Raw genomic sequence first — 16,078 nt, forward strand, 5'->3', positions numbered from 1 at the left:
TCACCGGAGCGGAATACGAAAAAGCCCCTCACAGATATATCCGGTGAGGGGCTTCTAAGTCTGAGCCGCCTAAGAGAATCGAACTCTTGACCTTTTCATTACGAGTGAAATGCTCTACCGACTGAGCTAAGGCGGCGTGCCTTTCGGCGTTGGTGAGTCTAACGGAGCATCGGGTCGAAACGAAAATCGCCCTCCCTGACGGTCAGCCCGCGAGGCCGAGTCCTTCCGCAGGCCCGCTGAGGATCGTCTTGACGTGCCTGGTCAGGTCGTCGGCGAGCACTTCGGTCTCCCCGGCCTCCAGGGCGTCGAGCACCTGGCGCACCACGTCGCGCGGGTCGTTCTTCGGGACGTCGAGTTCGGCGATCATGTCGGTGTCGGTGTACCCGAGATGCACCCCGACAACGAGGGTTCCCTGCGGTGCGAGCTCGAGCCGGAGCGAGTTGGTGGCCGACCAAATCGCCGCCTTCGATGCCCCGTAGGCACCTGCACCGCCGAGCCACGACAGCACCGAGTGAATGTCGACCAACGCCCCGCCGCCGTTTGCCTTCAGTATCGGAGCGAATTCTTGCGCGATTCGCAGCGCGCCGAAGACATTGGTCTCGAATACCGCGCGAACCTCATCGATAGACGTCGTCAGCAGCGGTGTCGTTCCGGGAGCGCCGGCGTTGTTGAAGACGATCGACACATCGGACGCGATATCGGCAAGTGCGGCAACGGAATCCATGTCGGTGACATCGAGAGCAACGGGCACCACCCGAGGATCCGAGCCCTCTCGCGGGCTCCTCGCAGTCGCGTACACCTTCGTTGCCCCACGCTCGAGCAATGCGTCGACTGTCGCCTTGCCCAGACCGCGCTGACCGCCGGTCACCAATACCGTTGCTCCCGAAACAGACACCATCGAACTCACCCTTACGACAGAGGTTAAATGCTTTTGACTCTGTCAGTAGTAGTTGACCAGTTCGACATAGTCAAATACTGTTCACTTATGTCACAGTCGCCGACGGAGCGCTTTCATCTCGCACCGGCACCCGACGGACTGCAGGTGGTTCAGAATCTGCTCAACACGCGAGCCATCGACGCGTACGGCCTCCCCGACCTCCTAGCGGACGGGAAGGCAGCATCGCTCGTGTGGGAGACCACGCTGTCGGACGACGATGCGGCCACGCTGCGGGCTCTGCGCTCGGATGTCGAAGCGGCCATTGCCGGCGACCTGCCCACGCGTCCGGCCGTCCGAGCGGAACTTCTACCGGGCGGCGACGGCACCGTACGACTGATGCCGACCGGCACCGGGGCCGACTACATCGCGTCGAAAATGTGGTCCGAAGTGCTTCTCGCCCAACAAGCGGACACGTGGCGTCGACTCAAGCGATGCAAGAACGAGGCATGTGGATCTGCCTTCTACGACCGCTCCCGCAACAACAGCGGCGTCTGGCACGACGTGAAGACGTGCGGCAATGTCGCCAATCTTCGCGCTTCGCGGGCGCGGAAAAAAGCGATGGACTAACGCAGCACGTCGCCGAGCGTCGCGACCATCGCATAGATCGCAAATTTGGGTTTTGCGTTGACAGCCAACGACTCTCGGCATTCGAGGATCGCCTCGATGCTTTTCAGCAGAGCCTCGGGCGGCACGGCTTTCGCCATTCGCTCGACCTGCTCGGCCATGTCGGGGTGCGTGGCCGTCGCGGTCGAGCCGTACGAACGTGCGAGCGCGTCGCGGTACAGGCCCACCAGGTCCATCAACGCCCGATCCAGCGAGTCGCGGCCGGTTCTGGTGGCGCGAGACTTCTGCCGCTTCTCCAGGTCCTTGAGCACGCCCGCCGAGCCGCGCAATGCTCCGGCAGCGCCCTTACCTGTGCCTCCGGCTCCGAGGGCCGTGCGCAACTCCTCGGTCTCGGCCTCGTCACGAGTGGCACTCATTTCCTTGGCCTCGTCCTCGGCGGCCTTCACCAGTTCCTCGGCTGCGAGGTACGCCTGATTGGGGCGAGCAGCAGCCGACGCCAGGGCAAGTGCCCGCTTGCGTCGCGCCCGCGCGTCCTCGTCGGTCGCGAGTCGGCGTGCTCTGCCCACATGGCCGCCGCTGATCGACGCGGCCCATTCCGCCGTCTCGGCGTCGAGCTTGTCGCGGGTCTGCAGCACCTGCGCGATGGCCGGCACGGTGGGCGTCACCAACGAGACGTGCCGGCAGCGCGAGCGCAGCGTCACCGAGATGTCCTGCGGATCGACCGACGGAGCGCACAACAGGAACACCGTCCGAGCGGGCGGCTCCTCGACGACCTTGAGCAGTACGTTTCCGGCACCCTCGGTGAGTCGATCGGCATCCTCGACGACGACCACCTGCCACAGACCGGTGCTCGGCCGACGCGACGCGACCGAGACGATGTCTCGCATCTCCTTGGTGCTGATGCTCAGACCCTCCGGGATGACGCGTCGCACATCGCCGTGAGTGCCTGCCATCGTCGTCGAGCACGCCTGACAGTGTCCGCACCCCGGAGTGCCCTCGGTGGTGCACTGCAACGCCGCAGCGAAGCACAGGGCGGCGATGGAACGCCCGGACCCGGGAGGGCCGGTGAAGAGCCACGAATGCGTCATCGCCGACGAGTCGACGCCCGTACGAGCAGCCACTGCTGCAGCCGTCAGATCGGCCTCGACATCTTCCTGACCGACCAAACGATCGAACACACCCGCCATGCTGGCAACCCTAACGGTTGGGACCGACTAGTCCCGGCGCACTGTTCCCGGACAGTGCCGAACTCGAAGCTGTGGACGTGATCGCTGCCGATTCCATCCACAACTTCGAGTTCGCGAGCTACTCGCCGTCGGTCTTCTTCGCCGGTGCCTTCTTGGCAGCAGCCTTCTTCGTCGTCGTCTTGGCCGCCGTCGTCTTCGTGGCGGTCTTCTTGGCTGCAGCCTTCTTGGCCGGAGCCTTCTTCGCAGCAGCCTTCTTGGCCGGAGCCTTCTTCGCAGCGGCCTTCTTCGCCGGAGCCTTCTTCTTCACCGGGCCACGAGCACGCCTGTCCGCCAACAACTCCGACGCGCGATCGTCGGTGATCGTCTCGACCTCGTCGTCCTTGCGCAGACTTGCGTTGGTCTCGCCGTCGGTGACGTACGGCCCGAATCGACCGTCCTTGATCACCATCGGCTTCTCACTGATCGGGTCGACGCCCAGTTCCCGCAGCGGCGGCTTGGCCTCGCCCTGACGGCCCCGACGCTTGGGCTCGGCGTAAATCTTCAGAGCCTCTTCGAGACTGACCGTGAACATCTGATCCTCGTCGGCGAGCGAGCGAGAGTCGGTGCCCTTCTTCAGATACGGGCCGTAGCGGCCGTTCTGCGCGGTGATCTCTTCCTTGGACTCGGGATCGACACCGACGACGCGTGGCAACGACAGCAGCTTGAGCGCGTCCTCGAGCGTGATCGTCGCCAGATCCATCGACTTGAGCAACGAACCGGTCCGCGGCTTGGGGCCGGTGGCCTTCTTCGCTGCAGCCTTCTTGGCCGGGGCCTTCTTGGCCGCGGCCTTCTTCACCGCAGTCTTGACGCCACCGCCGCCATCACCGTCGTTGCCGGACGGCACCGGGACGATGTCGGGCTCGGGGGGCGTGGGTTCAGGTTCCGGCTCGGGCAGGATCTCGGTGACGTAGGGCCCGAAACGGCCTTCCTTCGCCACGATGTCGTGACCGGTCAGCGGATCCACACCGAGCTTGCGGCCCTCTTGTGGTGTGGCGAACAGCTTTTCGGCGAAATCGATCGTCAGCTCGTCCGGCGGCAAGTCGTCGGGCAGGTTGGCGCGCTGGCTGATCGGATCGCCGTCCGGATCGTCGTCGTTCTTGACCATGCGCTCGAGGTACGGACCGTAACGGCCCACGCGCACATGGATTTCGCGCCCCTCGGAGTCGTCGAACAGACGAATCGAGTTGATGGTGCGCGCATCGATGTCTTCGAGGTTCTGGCCCACCATCTTCTTCAGGCCACCCGAGCGCGCCACCGAACCCTCGGCACCGGTCTCGCCGCCGAAGTAGAAGCTCTGCAGCCAATCTCCGCGCCGCTCACGACCTCCCGCGATCGCGTCGAGATCGTCTTCCATGCCGGCGGTGAAGTCGAAGTCCACCAGACGTCCGAAGTGCGCTTCCAACAACGCAATCACCGAGAACGCCACCCACGACGGCACGAGAGCGCTGCCACGCTTGTAGACGTAACCGCGGTCGAGGATCGTCTTGATGATCGACGAATACGTCGACGGCCGACCGATTCCCAACTCTTCGAGCGTCTTGATCAGCGACGCCTCGGTGAATCGAGCCGGCGGGTTGGTGGTGTGACCGTCGGGATCGAGCTTGGTGGCCGTCACCGCCTGGCCGGCCTTCAACGCGGGCAGACGCGACTCGGCGTCGTCGGTCTGACCGCCTGCCTCGTCGTCGACGCTCTCGACGTAGGCCTTGAGGAAGCCCGCGAACGTGATGGTCCGACCCGACGCGGAGAACGTGCACTCCTCGCCGGTACCGGCGGTTCCGGTGATGCGCAGGGTCAGCGTGGTGCCGCGCAGATCTGCCATCTGCGACGCCACCGTGCGCTGCCAGATCAGCTCGTAGAGCCGGAACTCGTCGGTCTGTAGAGCCGAATGCAGCTGACCGGGAGTCTGGAACACGTCACCCGAGGGGCGGATGGCCTCGTGCGCCTCCTGCGCGTTCTTGACCTTGCGGGTGTACTGCCGCGGAGTGGGGTGCACGTACTCCGGGCCGTACAGCTCGGTCGCCTGCGCCCGTGCCGCGGAGACCGCAGACGCGGACAGCGACGTCGAGTCGGTACGCATGTAGGTGATGTAGCCGTTCTCGTACAGACGCTGCGCGACGCGCATGGTCCGCTCGGAACTGAACCGCAGCTTGCGGCCGGCCTCCTGCTGCAGCGTCGACGTCATGAACGGCGGGTACGGCTTGCGCGTGTACGGCTTGTCCTCGGCGGACGCGACGGTGAGGTCGACGCCTTCGAGAGCGTCGGCGAGGCGTCGGGCATGCGGTTCGTCGAGAACGGTGACCGACTCGGTCTTGAGCTTGCCGTCGGGACCGAAGTCGCGGCCGGCGGCGACGCGATTGCCGTCGACGTTGACCAGCCGAGCTCCGAAACTGCGCGGGCTCGCCTCGGCCCCGGCGTCGAGGGTGGCAGAAATATCCCAGTACTCGGCGCTACGGAACGCCATCCGCTCGCGCTCACGCTGGACGATGATGCGGGTGGCCACGGACTGCACACGGCCTGCCGACAGCTTCGGCATGACCTTCTTCCACAGCACCGGGCTGACCTCGTAGCCGTAGAGACGGTCGAGGATGCGGCGGGTTTCCTGTGCGTCGACGAGGTCTTGGTCGAGGTCGCGAGTATCGGCGGCGGCCGCGAGGATCGCCGGCTTGGTGATCTCGTGGAAGACCATGCGTCGAACCGGGACTTTGGGGTTCAGGGTCTCGAGGAGATGCCAGGCGATGGCCTCGCCCTCGCGGTCGGGGTCAGTGGCGAGATACAGCTCGTCGGCGTCCTTGAGCAGGCTTTTGAGCTCTGCGACCTTGCCCTTCTTCTCGGGCGAGACGACGTAGAGGGCCTCGAAGTCGTGGTCGACGTCCACGCCCAGACGTGCCCACGGCTCGCCCTTGTATTTGGCGGGCACGTCGGCAGCCCCACGAGGAAGGTCGCGGATATGGCCGACCGAGGCCTCGACGACATAGTTGCTCCCGAGGTAGGGAGCGATCTTTTTGGCCTTGGTCGGAGACTCGACGATGACCAGACGACGCGGCTCGGCGGAGCTGTCCCCCGAGCCGTTGTTACGTGCTGCCACCTTGCTGCCGAACCTTCCCTAGTGCGTTTTCACAAGCAGATTTGCCTGCCCCACTCCTAACAGACTGACATACGTCGAGCAAATACTCGCAGATCAGTCATTCATCTTCCTACTCAGCGTGGGGCCAATTGGTACGTGCGTCCACATTCGCAGGAGCCTCGCCGACGTTCTCGGTGAGGCGCAACAGCCGACGTCGGCCGGTGATTCGAAGGCCAGGATTGGACCCGCGGGTGCCGATCAGAGTCGGCGCGATGCCCGCGCGCATCAACGATTGAGCGAGGACCGCATGAGTCTCCGGCGCGTGCGGATCGAGGCCGAGTACGTAGCGTTCCCCCTCCGCCTCGGGACGCCCCGACGCGAGCACCCATGCCCGCAACTCCCGAGAACCGGGCACCCACCCGGGAGGCACGGCCTTCACCGCGCCCTTGGTCCACAACGACGCCAGGGCGGACAGTTCCGGAACCGACGCGGTGCGGACGAGAGGACGGTCTTCTTCGGACCGTCCCAGCTCTGCCGACAGACCACATTGTTCGATCAACTCGGCAATGGCATCGGCCCGCCACTGCGCGTCGACGACGACGGAGATACGCGCCGATCCCGAGGATGTGACGACATGGCCGGTGGCAGCCAGCAGTCCGCTGAGATCGGTCACCGCGGGCGGCAACGACTCGGCAGAGAAGAAGGACAGCTGGTTCACAGCATGGACATTAGGACATCGACACCGGCAGACACTGCTTTCGACTCTTCCTGGTGGTTCGCCACGAACGAAACATCCCCCTTTCTCGAACGGCTTTTCACGGCCGATCGAGAAAGGGGGATGAAGGTTCTCGTCTCCGAAGAGAAAAGAATCAGACTGCGCGAACGCCCGTTGCCTGAGGACCCTTGGTGCCCTGGCCGACCTCGAACTCGACGCGCTGGTTCTCCTCGAGGGTGCGGAAGCCGCTGCCCTGGATCTCGGAGTAGTGAACGAAAACGTCAGCGGAGCCGTCTTCTGGTGCGATGAATCCAAAGCCCTTTTCGGCGTTGAACCACTTCACAGTTCCCTGTGCCATGCTTTTCCTTCTCTTTCTAACACCGGATTCGATGGAGCGCACTTTCGATCCATCGGGCCGGTTCCGACCGCTGCACTTGTACGAATCCCCCTCAGGATTCCCCCTGATGGACGAGCTCTCCCAGTACCGCGCCCGCAACATAAGATCCTGCGAAGCGTAGAACGAACACAGAAGCTGCGACCGCGTCAAGTGAACCATGAACTCCGCGTTCGCAACAGTCGAAAACCGACCCTTTTCGAACAAATTGCCCGTCTTGTAACAACACACAACGCCGGACGGGTGGAATGCGGCTCTCACCAGGGCTCGAGCCGCTCGTTTCGGGTCCGCGATAGCATGAGGACCCCAGGTCGCACCTAGGCAGGAGTGGAGCCTGCGGAACGACCCAGCAAGCCCGAAGGGCTGGCCAGTAGATCGAACGAATGCATGGAGAGCGGCAGTGAGCGAGAAGCATCCGCACGACGGTGCGGATGTCCGGAGTTACGGGCAGCGGCTGCTGGATCGAGTGTTGGCCGGTACCCCCGCCGACGACGGCCCCGTCACGCACGTCGCCGAGATGCCGGCTCGATCGTCCAGTTTTGCACCATGGCCGTCGTGGGTCGGCCCGGAAGTGGTGCAGGTGATCACCTCTCGGGGCATCGCACAACCGTGGACGCATCAGGCCCGGGCCGCGACGCTCGCCGCCGAGGGCAGTCATGTGGTGCTCTCGACGAGTACCGCGTCGGGCAAATCGTTGGCCTATCAACTGCCCATTCTGACGACGCTGGCCGCCGACGCCCGGGCGACGGCTCTGTATCTCGCACCGACCAAGGCCCTCGGTGCCGATCAGCTACGCACCACCATCTCGATCACCGACGAGTTACGTTCGCTGTCAGACGATCTCGCCGAGGTGTTTCCCAGCTCGTACGACGGCGATACCCCGATCGAGATTCGGCAGTGGGCCAGAACCAATGCGCGCTGGATCTTCACCAATCCCGACATGTTGCACCTGGGCATCCTCGGCGCACACGAGCGATGGTCGCGTTTCCTGCGCAACCTTCGGTACGTGGTGGTCGACGAATGCCATTACTACCGAGGTGTTTTCGGCTCCAACGTCGCCCTGGTACTCCGTCGGTTGCGACGCCTCTGCGCGCGCTACGGAGCGTCTCCGGTGTTCGTTCTCGCCAGTGCCACCACCTCGGAGCCGGGACGCGCAGCCAGTCGACTCATCGGAGCGCCCTGCGAGGAGATCACCGAGGACGGCTCGCCCCACGGAGCGCGTACCGTCGCACTCTGGGAACCGCCGCTGCTCAAGGAGATCACCGGCGAGAACGGTGCGCCGGTACGCAAATCGGCGGGGGCCGAGGCGTCGCGCATCATGGCGGATCTGTTGATCGAGGGTGCGCGGACACTCGCGTTCGTACGGTCCAGGCGCGGAGCCGAGGTCACTGCGTTGGGGACCCAGAGAATTCTCGCCGACGTCGATCCGCAGTTGGTCCGACGCGTCGCCGCTTATCGCGCAGGCTATTTGGCCGAGGATCGGCGAAAGCTCGAACGGGACCTCTCCGACGGCACCCTGCTGGGAGTGGCCACCACCAACGCCCTCGAACTCGGCGTCGACATCGCCGGTTTGGACGCGGTGATCGTCGCCGGTTTCCCCGGTACCGTCGCCTCGTTCTGGCAGCAGGGTGGGCGCGCCGGACGACGCGGGGAGGGCTCACTGCTGGTACTCGTCGCGCGCGACGACCCATTGGATACCTACTTGGTGCATCACCCGGCAGCCCTGCTGGACAAGCCGGTCGAGGCAACCGTCACCGACCCGACCAATCCGTATATTCTTGCTCCCCAATTGCTTTGTGCTGCAGTCGAACTACCGATCACCCTGGCCGAGGCCGAGGCGTTGAGCGCGGAATCGGTACTCGAAGAGCTCGAGCTGAAGGGCTACGTGCGTAAGCGTCCTCACGGGTGGTTCATCACCCCCGAGGGGCAACAGCTGTCTCCGCACGGTGCGGTCAACATTCGCGGCGGCACGGGCGTGCAGGTCGCCATCGTCGACGGCGAATCCGGCCGCATGCTCGGCACCGTCGACGGCGGACGTGCCCCTGCCACTGCACATCCCGGTGCGGTGCACATTCATCAGGGCGAATCCTTCGTGGTCGACGAGCTCGATCTCGAGGCCGGCCTCGCGCTGGTGCATGCCGAACAACCCGAGTGGAACACCTCGGCGCGCGAGATCACCGACATCGCGATCACCGCGGTGCACGAATCCGTCGACTACGGCGAGGTCCGCGTCGCGCTGGTGCAGGTGAACGTCACCCATCAGGTGGTGGGATATCTCCGACGCCTCCCCTCGGGCGAGGTCCTCGATTCCATCGAACTCGACATGCCGGCCCAGACCCTCGACAGCCGCGCCGTCATGTACACCATCACCCCGGAGTTGTTGGAGCACAGCGGTGTTCCGTTCGAGCGATTCCCCGGATCGCTGCACGCGGCCGAGCACGCCGCCATCGGCTTGCTGCCGTTGGTCGCGACCTGCGATCGATGGGACATCGGCGGAGTGTCGACGGCATTACACCCCGACACCGGGCTCCCGACCGTCTTCGTTTACGACGGATACGACGGCGGAGCGGGTTTCGCAGACCGCGGACACGTGGCCATCGCCGACTGGCTCGCCGCCACCAAGGACGCCATCGTCTCCTGCGAATGTCAGACCGGTTGCCCGTCATGCGTGCAATCCCCCAAATGCGGAAACGGCAACGATCCACTGGACAAAGAGGGTGCCGTTCGAGTGCTGACCGCAGTGTTGGCGGCCGTCACTCGCGAGGGATGAGCCGGCCGATCTCGCAGTCAGGAACCTGGTGGCTGGGGACCGAGTGGGGGTTCACCGCAAACGCGCGCGCGTTTGCCATGCGCGCGCAAAATTGCCAGGGTTTCGCGGGGATTACCAGTCATTTTTCGCAAACGCGCGCGCGTTCAAGGCTTGGATCGAACTGGTGCGCCACCCTGCTCGTTGCTGCCGACACCTCGGGTGGTGTGGTGGGGAGAGGATCAGCCCACAGAATCGAGACGACGCATGCCCATTGCCCGGCAGATACCGAAAGCCACCGACTTGCGCGAGGTGCTCTCGTTCAAGAAGCCCGATCTGAACCTGCGCCGACGACGCCTCAGCGCGGCACTGACCATCGACGATCTCCGCACCATCGCCCGTCGCCGTACCCCGCGCGCGGCATTCGATTACACCGACGGCGCGGCCGACGCCGAGATCTCACTCTCCCGAGCCCGGCAGGCCTTCCGTGACGTCGAATTCCACCCCTCGATCCTGCGAGACGTCTCCCACGTCGACACCTCGACGACGGTGTTCGGCGGACCGTCCGCGCTTCCGTTCGGTATCGCCCCGACGGGCTTCACGCGCCTGATGCAGACCGAGGGTGAGTACGCCGGTTCTGCCGCCGCCGGCGCTGCTGGAATTCCATTCTCCCTCTCGACGCTGGGCACCACGTCGATCGAGGACGTGAAGGCCACCAACCCGAACGGCCGAAACTGGTTCCAGCTCTACGTCATGCGTAACCGCGACATCTCGTTCGGTCTGGTCGAACGCGCCGCGAAAGCTGGCTTCGACACCCTCCTGTTCACGGTCGACACACCGGTCGCCGGGGCTCGCCTGCGAGACAAACGCAACGGGTTCTCCATTCCGCCGCAGTTGACCGCGTCGACCATCGCCAACGCCATTCCGCGTCCATGGTGGTGGTGGGACTTCCTCACCACGCCCAAGCTGGAGTTCGCGTCGCTGACCTCTACCGGCGGCACGGTCGGAGAGCTGGTCGATTCAGCGATGGATCCCTCCATCTCGTTCGAGGATCTCGACGTCATCCGTGAGATCTGGCCCGGCAAGTTGGTCGTCAAAGGTGTTCAGTCGGTGGCGGATTCGGCGCGCCTGGCCGAACTGGGTGTGGACGGCATCGTTCTGTCCAATCACGGAGGCCGACAACTCGATCGGGCTCCCGTTCCCTTCCACCTGCTGCCGCAGGTCGTCCGTGAAGTCGGCTCCGACTTCGAAGTAGCCGTCGACACCGGCATCATGCACGGTGCCGACATCGTCGCCTCCATCGCAATGGGAGCATCGTTCACGCTCGTCGGCCGCGCGTATCTGTACGGCCTGATGGCCGGTGGCCGCGCGGGCGTCGACCGCATGATCGAAATTCTGAGGGAGGAGATCATCCGCACCATGCAACTGCTGCAGGTCAATTCACTCGCGGAACTGACCCCGGAACACGTCACGCAACTCACTCGGTTGGCCCCTCTGCAGTCCGGTACCGCCGCATTCACGCCGCGCTGACCGCTGCGGACATCCCGACCCGCCGAGGCCGTGGCAAGACTCTCGGCCACGGGTTCGGGTCCTCGGGCGGGGGTCGAGGCCGGGTTTCACCGCAAACGCGCGCGCATTCGCTGAACGCGCGCGAATTCGCCGGCTCGAACGGGGCGATTCCGCTCGCACCTGACAAACGCGCGCGCGTTTGCGGATTCGGGCGGGCGGCGGGCGGCGGGCGGCGGGCGGGCGTCCGGTCACTCCGGCCCCGCCCGCGCCGTCGCGGTGGCGTCGGACATCCCGAAGCGCCCGAGGAACACCGGCTGCCCCACAGCCACGATCACATCCCACTCCTCGATCATGCACTCTCGCAACTCCGTTCCCATTCGCGCCGCCAATGTCCGCGCCGTCTCACACGCATCGGCCACCCCACGATCGAGGGCCCCCGCACCGGCCAATGCAGCGAGATCTGCCGCCGACTGCGCCTGATGACGAGCACCCACCGCCGACCCGACGTGCATCACCATCACCACGACGGCGATCAACGCCGACATCGCCAGCGCAGCCAACACCGTCGCCCCGCCCTCGTCATCGCGCACACCTGATTTCATTCCGCTGCAACCGGTTCCGCAGCAGCAACGGCCTCCGCCGACAACGTCAGTCCAGGCAGCGGACTCTCCACCTCCACCCGCGCAACGAAGAATTCACCGTCTTCGCGCACCGTGATCCGAGCACCCTCCGGCGCAACCCGCTCCCCCACCGACACCGCCCGGGTCGCATCACCTCTCGCCGCCAACCGAGCCGCCTCCCGCGCAGCATCGACACAGCCGATGTGCATCGTCACCGACACGATCGCACCGATACACACCACGATCACTGCGACGATGGACGCGACGGCAATCGCCGCCTCCACCGTCACAGCCCCGTCCTCACCGCCCGGAATCAGACGGCTGTGTTGAGCGCTCGATCGATGATCCCCGTCAGCGCGGTCACGATGCTGTCCCCCGTCACCACCGTGTAGAGCACCGCGCCGAATGCCGCGGCGGCGATGGTGCCGATCGCGTACTCCGCGGTCGACATACCGTCGTCCTCCACACCGAACAATGCGATTCGAGTCTTGATCTCCTGCAGTGCATTCCCCATCATGACGCTTCCCCTCCCAGCATTCCGGCGCGGCGTGTCCGCACCGGACGATTCGTTGTTCGGCGGTCACATCAGACCGCCGCCCAGAACATTGCCCGCAAGGCCGATCACCACGGGGACGATGCCCAGGCAAATGAAGGCGGGCAGAAAACACAGACCCAGCGGTCCGCTGATCAGCACACCGGCCCGTTCGGCCGCAGCCGCCGACGCGTCCTCGGCCCGAGTTCGTTGGGTGGCAGCCAGTTCCGTCATCGCCGACGCCATGGACGACCCGGCCCGGGCGGATCGTCGCGCCATCCGTGACAGCGCCTCGGTCTCCGGATCCTTCGCCACTGCGTCCCACGCCGTAGCCGCATCGGCCCCCAGCTCGAGTAGATCGGCGGCCTTGCGCAGAGCGATACCGAATGCGGGCGGAGCGGAGTGGGCTGCGGCCGCCGCGGCAGTCGAGATCGGAAGTCCGGAACGCAGACACGCAGCGAGAAGGTCGAACGTCGTGGCCACGGCGAGCGGATCGGGTCCGGAGTCGTCGACGGCATCGGTCGTCGAAAGCCCCGCAACCTCCACCCGCGACAAACCACCACGGGCAGCGGGGACGACGACCAATGCCGTTGCCAGACATAGTGCGATCGCCCACGTCATGTCGTCACCTTGCCGGTGATCGCATCGGTCCACAGCAGACCTGCGCAGCCGAGAGCGGTGCCGATGAGGAGCAGAATTCCGCCCAGCCCGCCGCCCAGCAGTATGCGCAGCGGATCGGCCCCCATCAGTTGTCCGAGCGCGACCCCGAGGACGGGCAGTCCAGCCAACACCAATGCAGTAGCGCGGGCCCCTGCCAGCGACGCCTCGGTTCGTTCCCGGAATCGCCGACGTCCGAGCAGGTCCTCGCGCACGGCGTCGAGCAACTCGGCGAGTGCGAGGCCGTGTTCGTCGGCCACCCGCCACGCCGCCGCCAAACGGTCCAGTTCGGGGTTCAACAGTGGATCCGACGCGGCTATCCCGTCGGCAGCGCGTCCACCGAGTCGCGATCTGGACGCAGCACCGCGCAGCGCCTCCGAGGCGATCCCGCTGCACTCGTCCGCAGCCACCTCGCCGGCCGTCGCCGGGTGCGCACCGACCCGCAGTTCACCGATGACCACTTCGACTCCGGTTGCCAACCAATCCAATTCGGCCGTCCGACGGGCGCGTACGGTGCGACGGCCATGTCGGTACCATCCGGTACCGCCCGCCACGAACAGAGCCGCCGCGCCCCACGGACCGCCGATCCAGAACATGCCCACGGCCAACACCGACGCTACAGCCACAGGGAACGCCCACCCAGGAACGCCGACGGCAACTCGACCGCGGCGCGGTAGTCGGCGAGAGCGTCTGGGCCACAGCGTAAATGCAGCGGCCAGGACACACAGTGCAGCCGTCATCGCATCTCGCCACAGCGCCGAGCGAGCAGTTCGTGCAGCCCGCGCTGCCCGGGCACGGCGTCGGAATCAGCGGACCATGCCGGCACGATATGAACACGACCCGTCGAATCCACCTCCACCAGTCCGATCTCCCGCAATCTGCGCGTGCCGTCGGCGCTCCGGTGGACGTGCAGGACGACCTGGACGGCCGCCGCGAGTTGACTGTGCAAGGCGTCGCGACCCATTCCGCCCAGTGCGGCAAGGGCTTCGAGCCGAGCGGGTACTTCCGAGGGCGAATTGGCATGGATGGTTCCGGCACCGCCGTCGTGCCCGGTGTTGAGCGCCGTCATCAGGTCGATCACCTCGGCCCCGCGCACCTCACCGACGACGAGCCGATCGGGTCGCATCCGTAGTGCCTGGCGAACCAATTGCCGAACAGACACCTCGCCCACACCTTCGACGTTCGGAGCACGGGCCACCAGACGCACCACATGGGGATGCGCCGGAGCCAACTCGGCCGCATCCTCCACACAGACGATTCGTTCGGCTGGGTCGACCTCGCCCAGCAGAGCAGCCAGAAGAGTGGTCTTCCCGGCACCGGTACCTCCGACGACCAGAAACGCCAAGCGCGCGAGCACAATCCGCGCGAGCAGATCGTAGCCCTCCTCGGTCACCGCACCGGACGCCCGGAGCGCGGCGAGTCCCTGGGTGGCCGGGCGGAGCACTCGCAACGACAGGCAGGTTCCACCGCTCGCCACCGGTGCCAGCACCGCGTGCAGACGGACCCCGAAGACCCCCTGTCCGACGCCGGGTAATCGGCCATCGACCCACGGCTGCGCATCGTCCAATCGCCGACCGGCCGAGAGAGCGAGCCGTTGCGCCAGCCGCCTGACCGCGGCTTCGTCGGCGAACTGGACTCCGGTGCGTTCCAGGCCTCTACCGCGATCGATCCACACCTGATCCGGCGCCGTGACCAGCACATCGGTCACCCCTGGCTCGGACAGAAGCGGCTCCAACGGGCCTGCGCCGGTGAGCTCTGTCTGCAGAATACGCAGTGCCGCAAGCATATCGGTGTCACCGATGACTCCCCCTGCCTCGGTGCGGATGGCCGCGGCAACGGTGGCGGGCACCGGAGACTGTGCCGAAGCAGCGAGCCGTTCTCGTACGCGGTCGAGCAATTCGGCGGTGACGACTGCGTTCATGCGGCCCACCGCTGACCACCGGGCTTGTGCGCGAAGGTATCGAGGACCACGGTGGCCGCCGCCGCCAGCGGTGAGCGGCGGCCGAGAGCAAGCCCGCCACGCTCGAGACGCTCGGCCAATCCAGGCTCGGCCCGCATGGACGTCAGCAGCGACAGGTCAAGGGCGGCGGCGATGTCCGCGGCCCGTAGTCCCCCGGGTGCCGGCCCACGAACGACCAATCCGACGTTCGCATTGCGACTCGAGATCTCGTCCGCTACTGCTTCTGCCGACGTCACGGCCCGCAATTCCGCAGGCAGCACCAGTACGACGAGGTCGGCTGCGGCGTACAGGGCGTCCGAGAGGTCACCGGATTGGCGCGGGGCGTCGCACACCACGAGATCGCCTCCAGCGCGCCCTGCGTCGAGCACAGCCGCCGCGGCGACGGCCGAGAGTCCGGTTCGCCGGTCGTCGGTTCGCCCGAGTGCCAGTACCGACAATCCGTTCTTCGACGGCAGCGCGCCGTGGAGTGCGTCCCCGGATACTCGCCCGCCCTCGACGACGAGGCCGGACCATCGCAAACCTGGGGCGTTCTCCCAGCCGAGCAGCAGATCGAGGCCGCTGCCGTACCGGTCGGCTTCTACTACGAGCGTGCGTTGCCCCGTGCGACTGCTGCACAGGCCCAGCGCCGCCGCGAACGTGGACGCACCCGCACCTCCGCGGGCACCGACGACCACGATGACGCCACCGCCGCCCGGCGATGTGACGACGGGTTCACCGAGGATGCGAACGAGCGTGTCCTCGTCCGAGGGTAACGACACCACGTGTTCGGCACCGAGCGCTGTGGCCGTCCGCCAATCGTCGAGTGTCGGCGACGCGGCCGTGACCAGAACGACGCCGGGCCGTCGCGGAAATCCGGCTGCGAGCGCCGACTCGGCAGAAGAAAAATCGATCAAAATCATTCCTGGGAATTCCCAAATCGGACGTGCCGACCCGATACCGACCAGTAAGTTCTGCTCTTCCACAACACAATCCGCGGCTGCGGCGATTCGATACACGTCCTGACGCAGTCCGTGATGTTCGATCGACATAGACGCGTTCGCGTTCGTCCGCCGTGAAATCGAATCCGTTTTCATGGACCCAAGCGTGCGCGAGAATCCGCTCGCGCGGCGCGCGACTTGGGGAAATGTGGATAAATCGGCCCCTGTGGATGAATA

The 16,078-nt window shown here is 65.7% G+C and carries 15 protein-coding genes and 1 tRNA gene; 3 read left to right on the forward strand and 13 right to left on the reverse strand.

What is annotated here, in order from left to right; all coding sequences use genetic code 11:
* Window positions 1–63 precede the first annotated feature (63 nt).
* Both JLZ96_RS23280 and JLZ96_RS23285 read right to left on the reverse strand, forming a co-directional pair.
* Window positions 64–136: transfer RNA gene (locus tag JLZ96_RS23280), tRNA-Thr, on the reverse strand.
* A gap of 66 nt (window positions 137–202) precedes the next feature.
* Window positions 203–898: an SDR family oxidoreductase gene (locus tag JLZ96_RS23285; RefSeq protein ID WP_201011376.1), complete on the reverse strand. Its 696-nt coding sequence runs from the start codon at window positions 896–898 to the stop codon at window positions 203–205.
* A gap of 87 nt (window positions 899–985) precedes the next feature.
* Here JLZ96_RS23285 and JLZ96_RS23290 point away from each other — a divergent pair, with 87 nt between their 5' ends.
* Window positions 986–1,504, forward strand: coding sequence for a CGNR zinc finger domain-containing protein (locus tag JLZ96_RS23290; protein WP_201011377.1), 519 nt, complete (start codon window positions 986–988; stop codon window positions 1,502–1,504).
* On the opposite strand, the gene JLZ96_RS23295 is transcribed toward JLZ96_RS23290, so the two are convergent.
* The 4 genes from JLZ96_RS23295 to JLZ96_RS23310 form a co-directional block, all read right to left on the reverse strand.
* Window positions 1,501–2,688 (reverse strand): DNA polymerase III subunit delta', encoded by a 1,188-nt coding sequence (locus JLZ96_RS23295; protein ID WP_027494468.1) that lies wholly within the window; start codon window positions 2,686–2,688, stop codon window positions 1,501–1,503. The two genes, JLZ96_RS23290 and JLZ96_RS23295, sit on opposite strands and share 4 nt — an antisense overlap.
* A gap of 118 nt (window positions 2,689–2,806) precedes the next feature.
* Window positions 2,807–5,812 (reverse strand): type I DNA topoisomerase, encoded by a 3,006-nt coding sequence (gene topA / locus JLZ96_RS23300; RefSeq protein WP_027494469.1) that lies wholly within the window; start codon window positions 5,810–5,812, stop codon window positions 2,807–2,809.
* A 109-nt stretch (window positions 5,813–5,921) separates the two neighbouring features.
* Window positions 5,922–6,509, reverse strand: a complete 588-nt coding sequence (locus JLZ96_RS23305) for a hypothetical protein (RefSeq protein WP_032364537.1) — start codon at window positions 6,507–6,509, stop codon at window positions 5,922–5,924.
* A 151-nt stretch (window positions 6,510–6,660) separates the two neighbouring features.
* On the reverse strand, window positions 6,661–6,864 hold the full coding sequence (locus JLZ96_RS23310) for a cold-shock protein (RefSeq protein WP_005248460.1): 204 nt from the start codon (window positions 6,862–6,864) through the stop codon (window positions 6,661–6,663).
* Window positions 6,865–7,300: 436 nt separating this feature from the next.
* On the opposite strand from JLZ96_RS23310, the gene JLZ96_RS23315 reads away from it, so the two are divergent.
* Together JLZ96_RS23315 and JLZ96_RS23320 are read left to right on the forward strand one after the other, a co-directional pair.
* Window positions 7,301–9,670 carry a DEAD/DEAH box helicase gene (locus JLZ96_RS23315; RefSeq protein ID WP_201011378.1) on the forward strand — a complete coding sequence of 790 codons (2,370 nt, stop codon included), beginning with the start codon at window positions 7,301–7,303 and terminating at the stop codon, window positions 9,668–9,670.
* A 243-nt stretch (window positions 9,671–9,913) separates the two neighbouring features.
* Window positions 9,914–11,176, forward strand: a complete 1,263-nt coding sequence (locus tag JLZ96_RS23320) for an alpha-hydroxy acid oxidase (RefSeq protein ID WP_037218820.1) — start codon at window positions 9,914–9,916, stop codon at window positions 11,174–11,176.
* A gap of 227 nt (window positions 11,177–11,403) precedes the next feature.
* Here the strand turns inward: JLZ96_RS23320 and JLZ96_RS23325 are convergent, their stop codons facing one another.
* The 7 genes from JLZ96_RS23325 to ssd form a co-directional block, all read right to left on the reverse strand.
* Window positions 11,404–11,757, reverse strand: a complete 354-nt coding sequence (locus JLZ96_RS23325) for an Rv3654c family TadE-like protein (protein ID WP_201011379.1) — start codon at window positions 11,755–11,757, stop codon at window positions 11,404–11,406.
* Complete coding sequence (locus JLZ96_RS23330; protein WP_032392769.1) at window positions 11,754–12,065, reverse strand: TadE family type IV pilus minor pilin; 312 nt, start codon at window positions 12,063–12,065, stop codon at window positions 11,754–11,756. The genes JLZ96_RS23325 and JLZ96_RS23330 overlap by 4 nt, the downstream gene beginning before the upstream one ends.
* Window positions 12,066–12,088: 23 nt before the next feature.
* Window positions 12,089–12,292 (reverse strand): DUF4244 domain-containing protein, encoded by a 204-nt coding sequence (locus JLZ96_RS23335; RefSeq protein WP_176456762.1) that lies wholly within the window; start codon window positions 12,290–12,292, stop codon window positions 12,089–12,091.
* A gap of 63 nt (window positions 12,293–12,355) precedes the next feature.
* The gene (locus tag JLZ96_RS23340) at window positions 12,356–12,928 is read right to left on the reverse strand and encodes a type II secretion system F family protein (RefSeq protein ID WP_045841439.1); all 573 of its coding nucleotides are present in this window, start codon (window positions 12,926–12,928) and stop codon (window positions 12,356–12,358) included.
* The gene (locus tag JLZ96_RS23345; RefSeq protein WP_201011380.1) at window positions 12,925–13,704 is read right to left on the reverse strand and encodes a type II secretion system F family protein; all 780 of its coding nucleotides are present in this window, start codon (window positions 13,702–13,704) and stop codon (window positions 12,925–12,927) included. The genes JLZ96_RS23340 and JLZ96_RS23345 overlap by 4 nt, the downstream gene beginning before the upstream one ends.
* Window positions 13,701–14,885 carry a TadA family conjugal transfer-associated ATPase gene (locus JLZ96_RS23350; protein WP_174557198.1) on the reverse strand — a complete coding sequence of 395 codons (1,185 nt, stop codon included), beginning with the start codon at window positions 14,883–14,885 and terminating at the stop codon, window positions 13,701–13,703. The genes JLZ96_RS23345 and JLZ96_RS23350 overlap by 4 nt, the downstream gene beginning before the upstream one ends.
* A complete protein-coding gene (ssd, locus tag JLZ96_RS23355; protein ID WP_080736034.1) occupies window positions 14,882–15,997 on the reverse strand; it encodes a septum site-determining protein Ssd in 1,116 nt (371 codons plus the stop codon). Before ssd ends, JLZ96_RS23350 begins: the two co-directional genes overlap by 4 nt.
* Between the last annotated feature and the right edge of the window lie 81 nt (window positions 15,998–16,078).

Origin of the sequence: Rhodococcus sp. NKCM2511 (genome assembly GCF_014905595.1) — a bacterium.
Taxonomy (GTDB): Bacteria; Actinomycetota; Actinomycetes; order Mycobacteriales; family Mycobacteriaceae; genus Rhodococcoides; species Rhodococcoides fascians.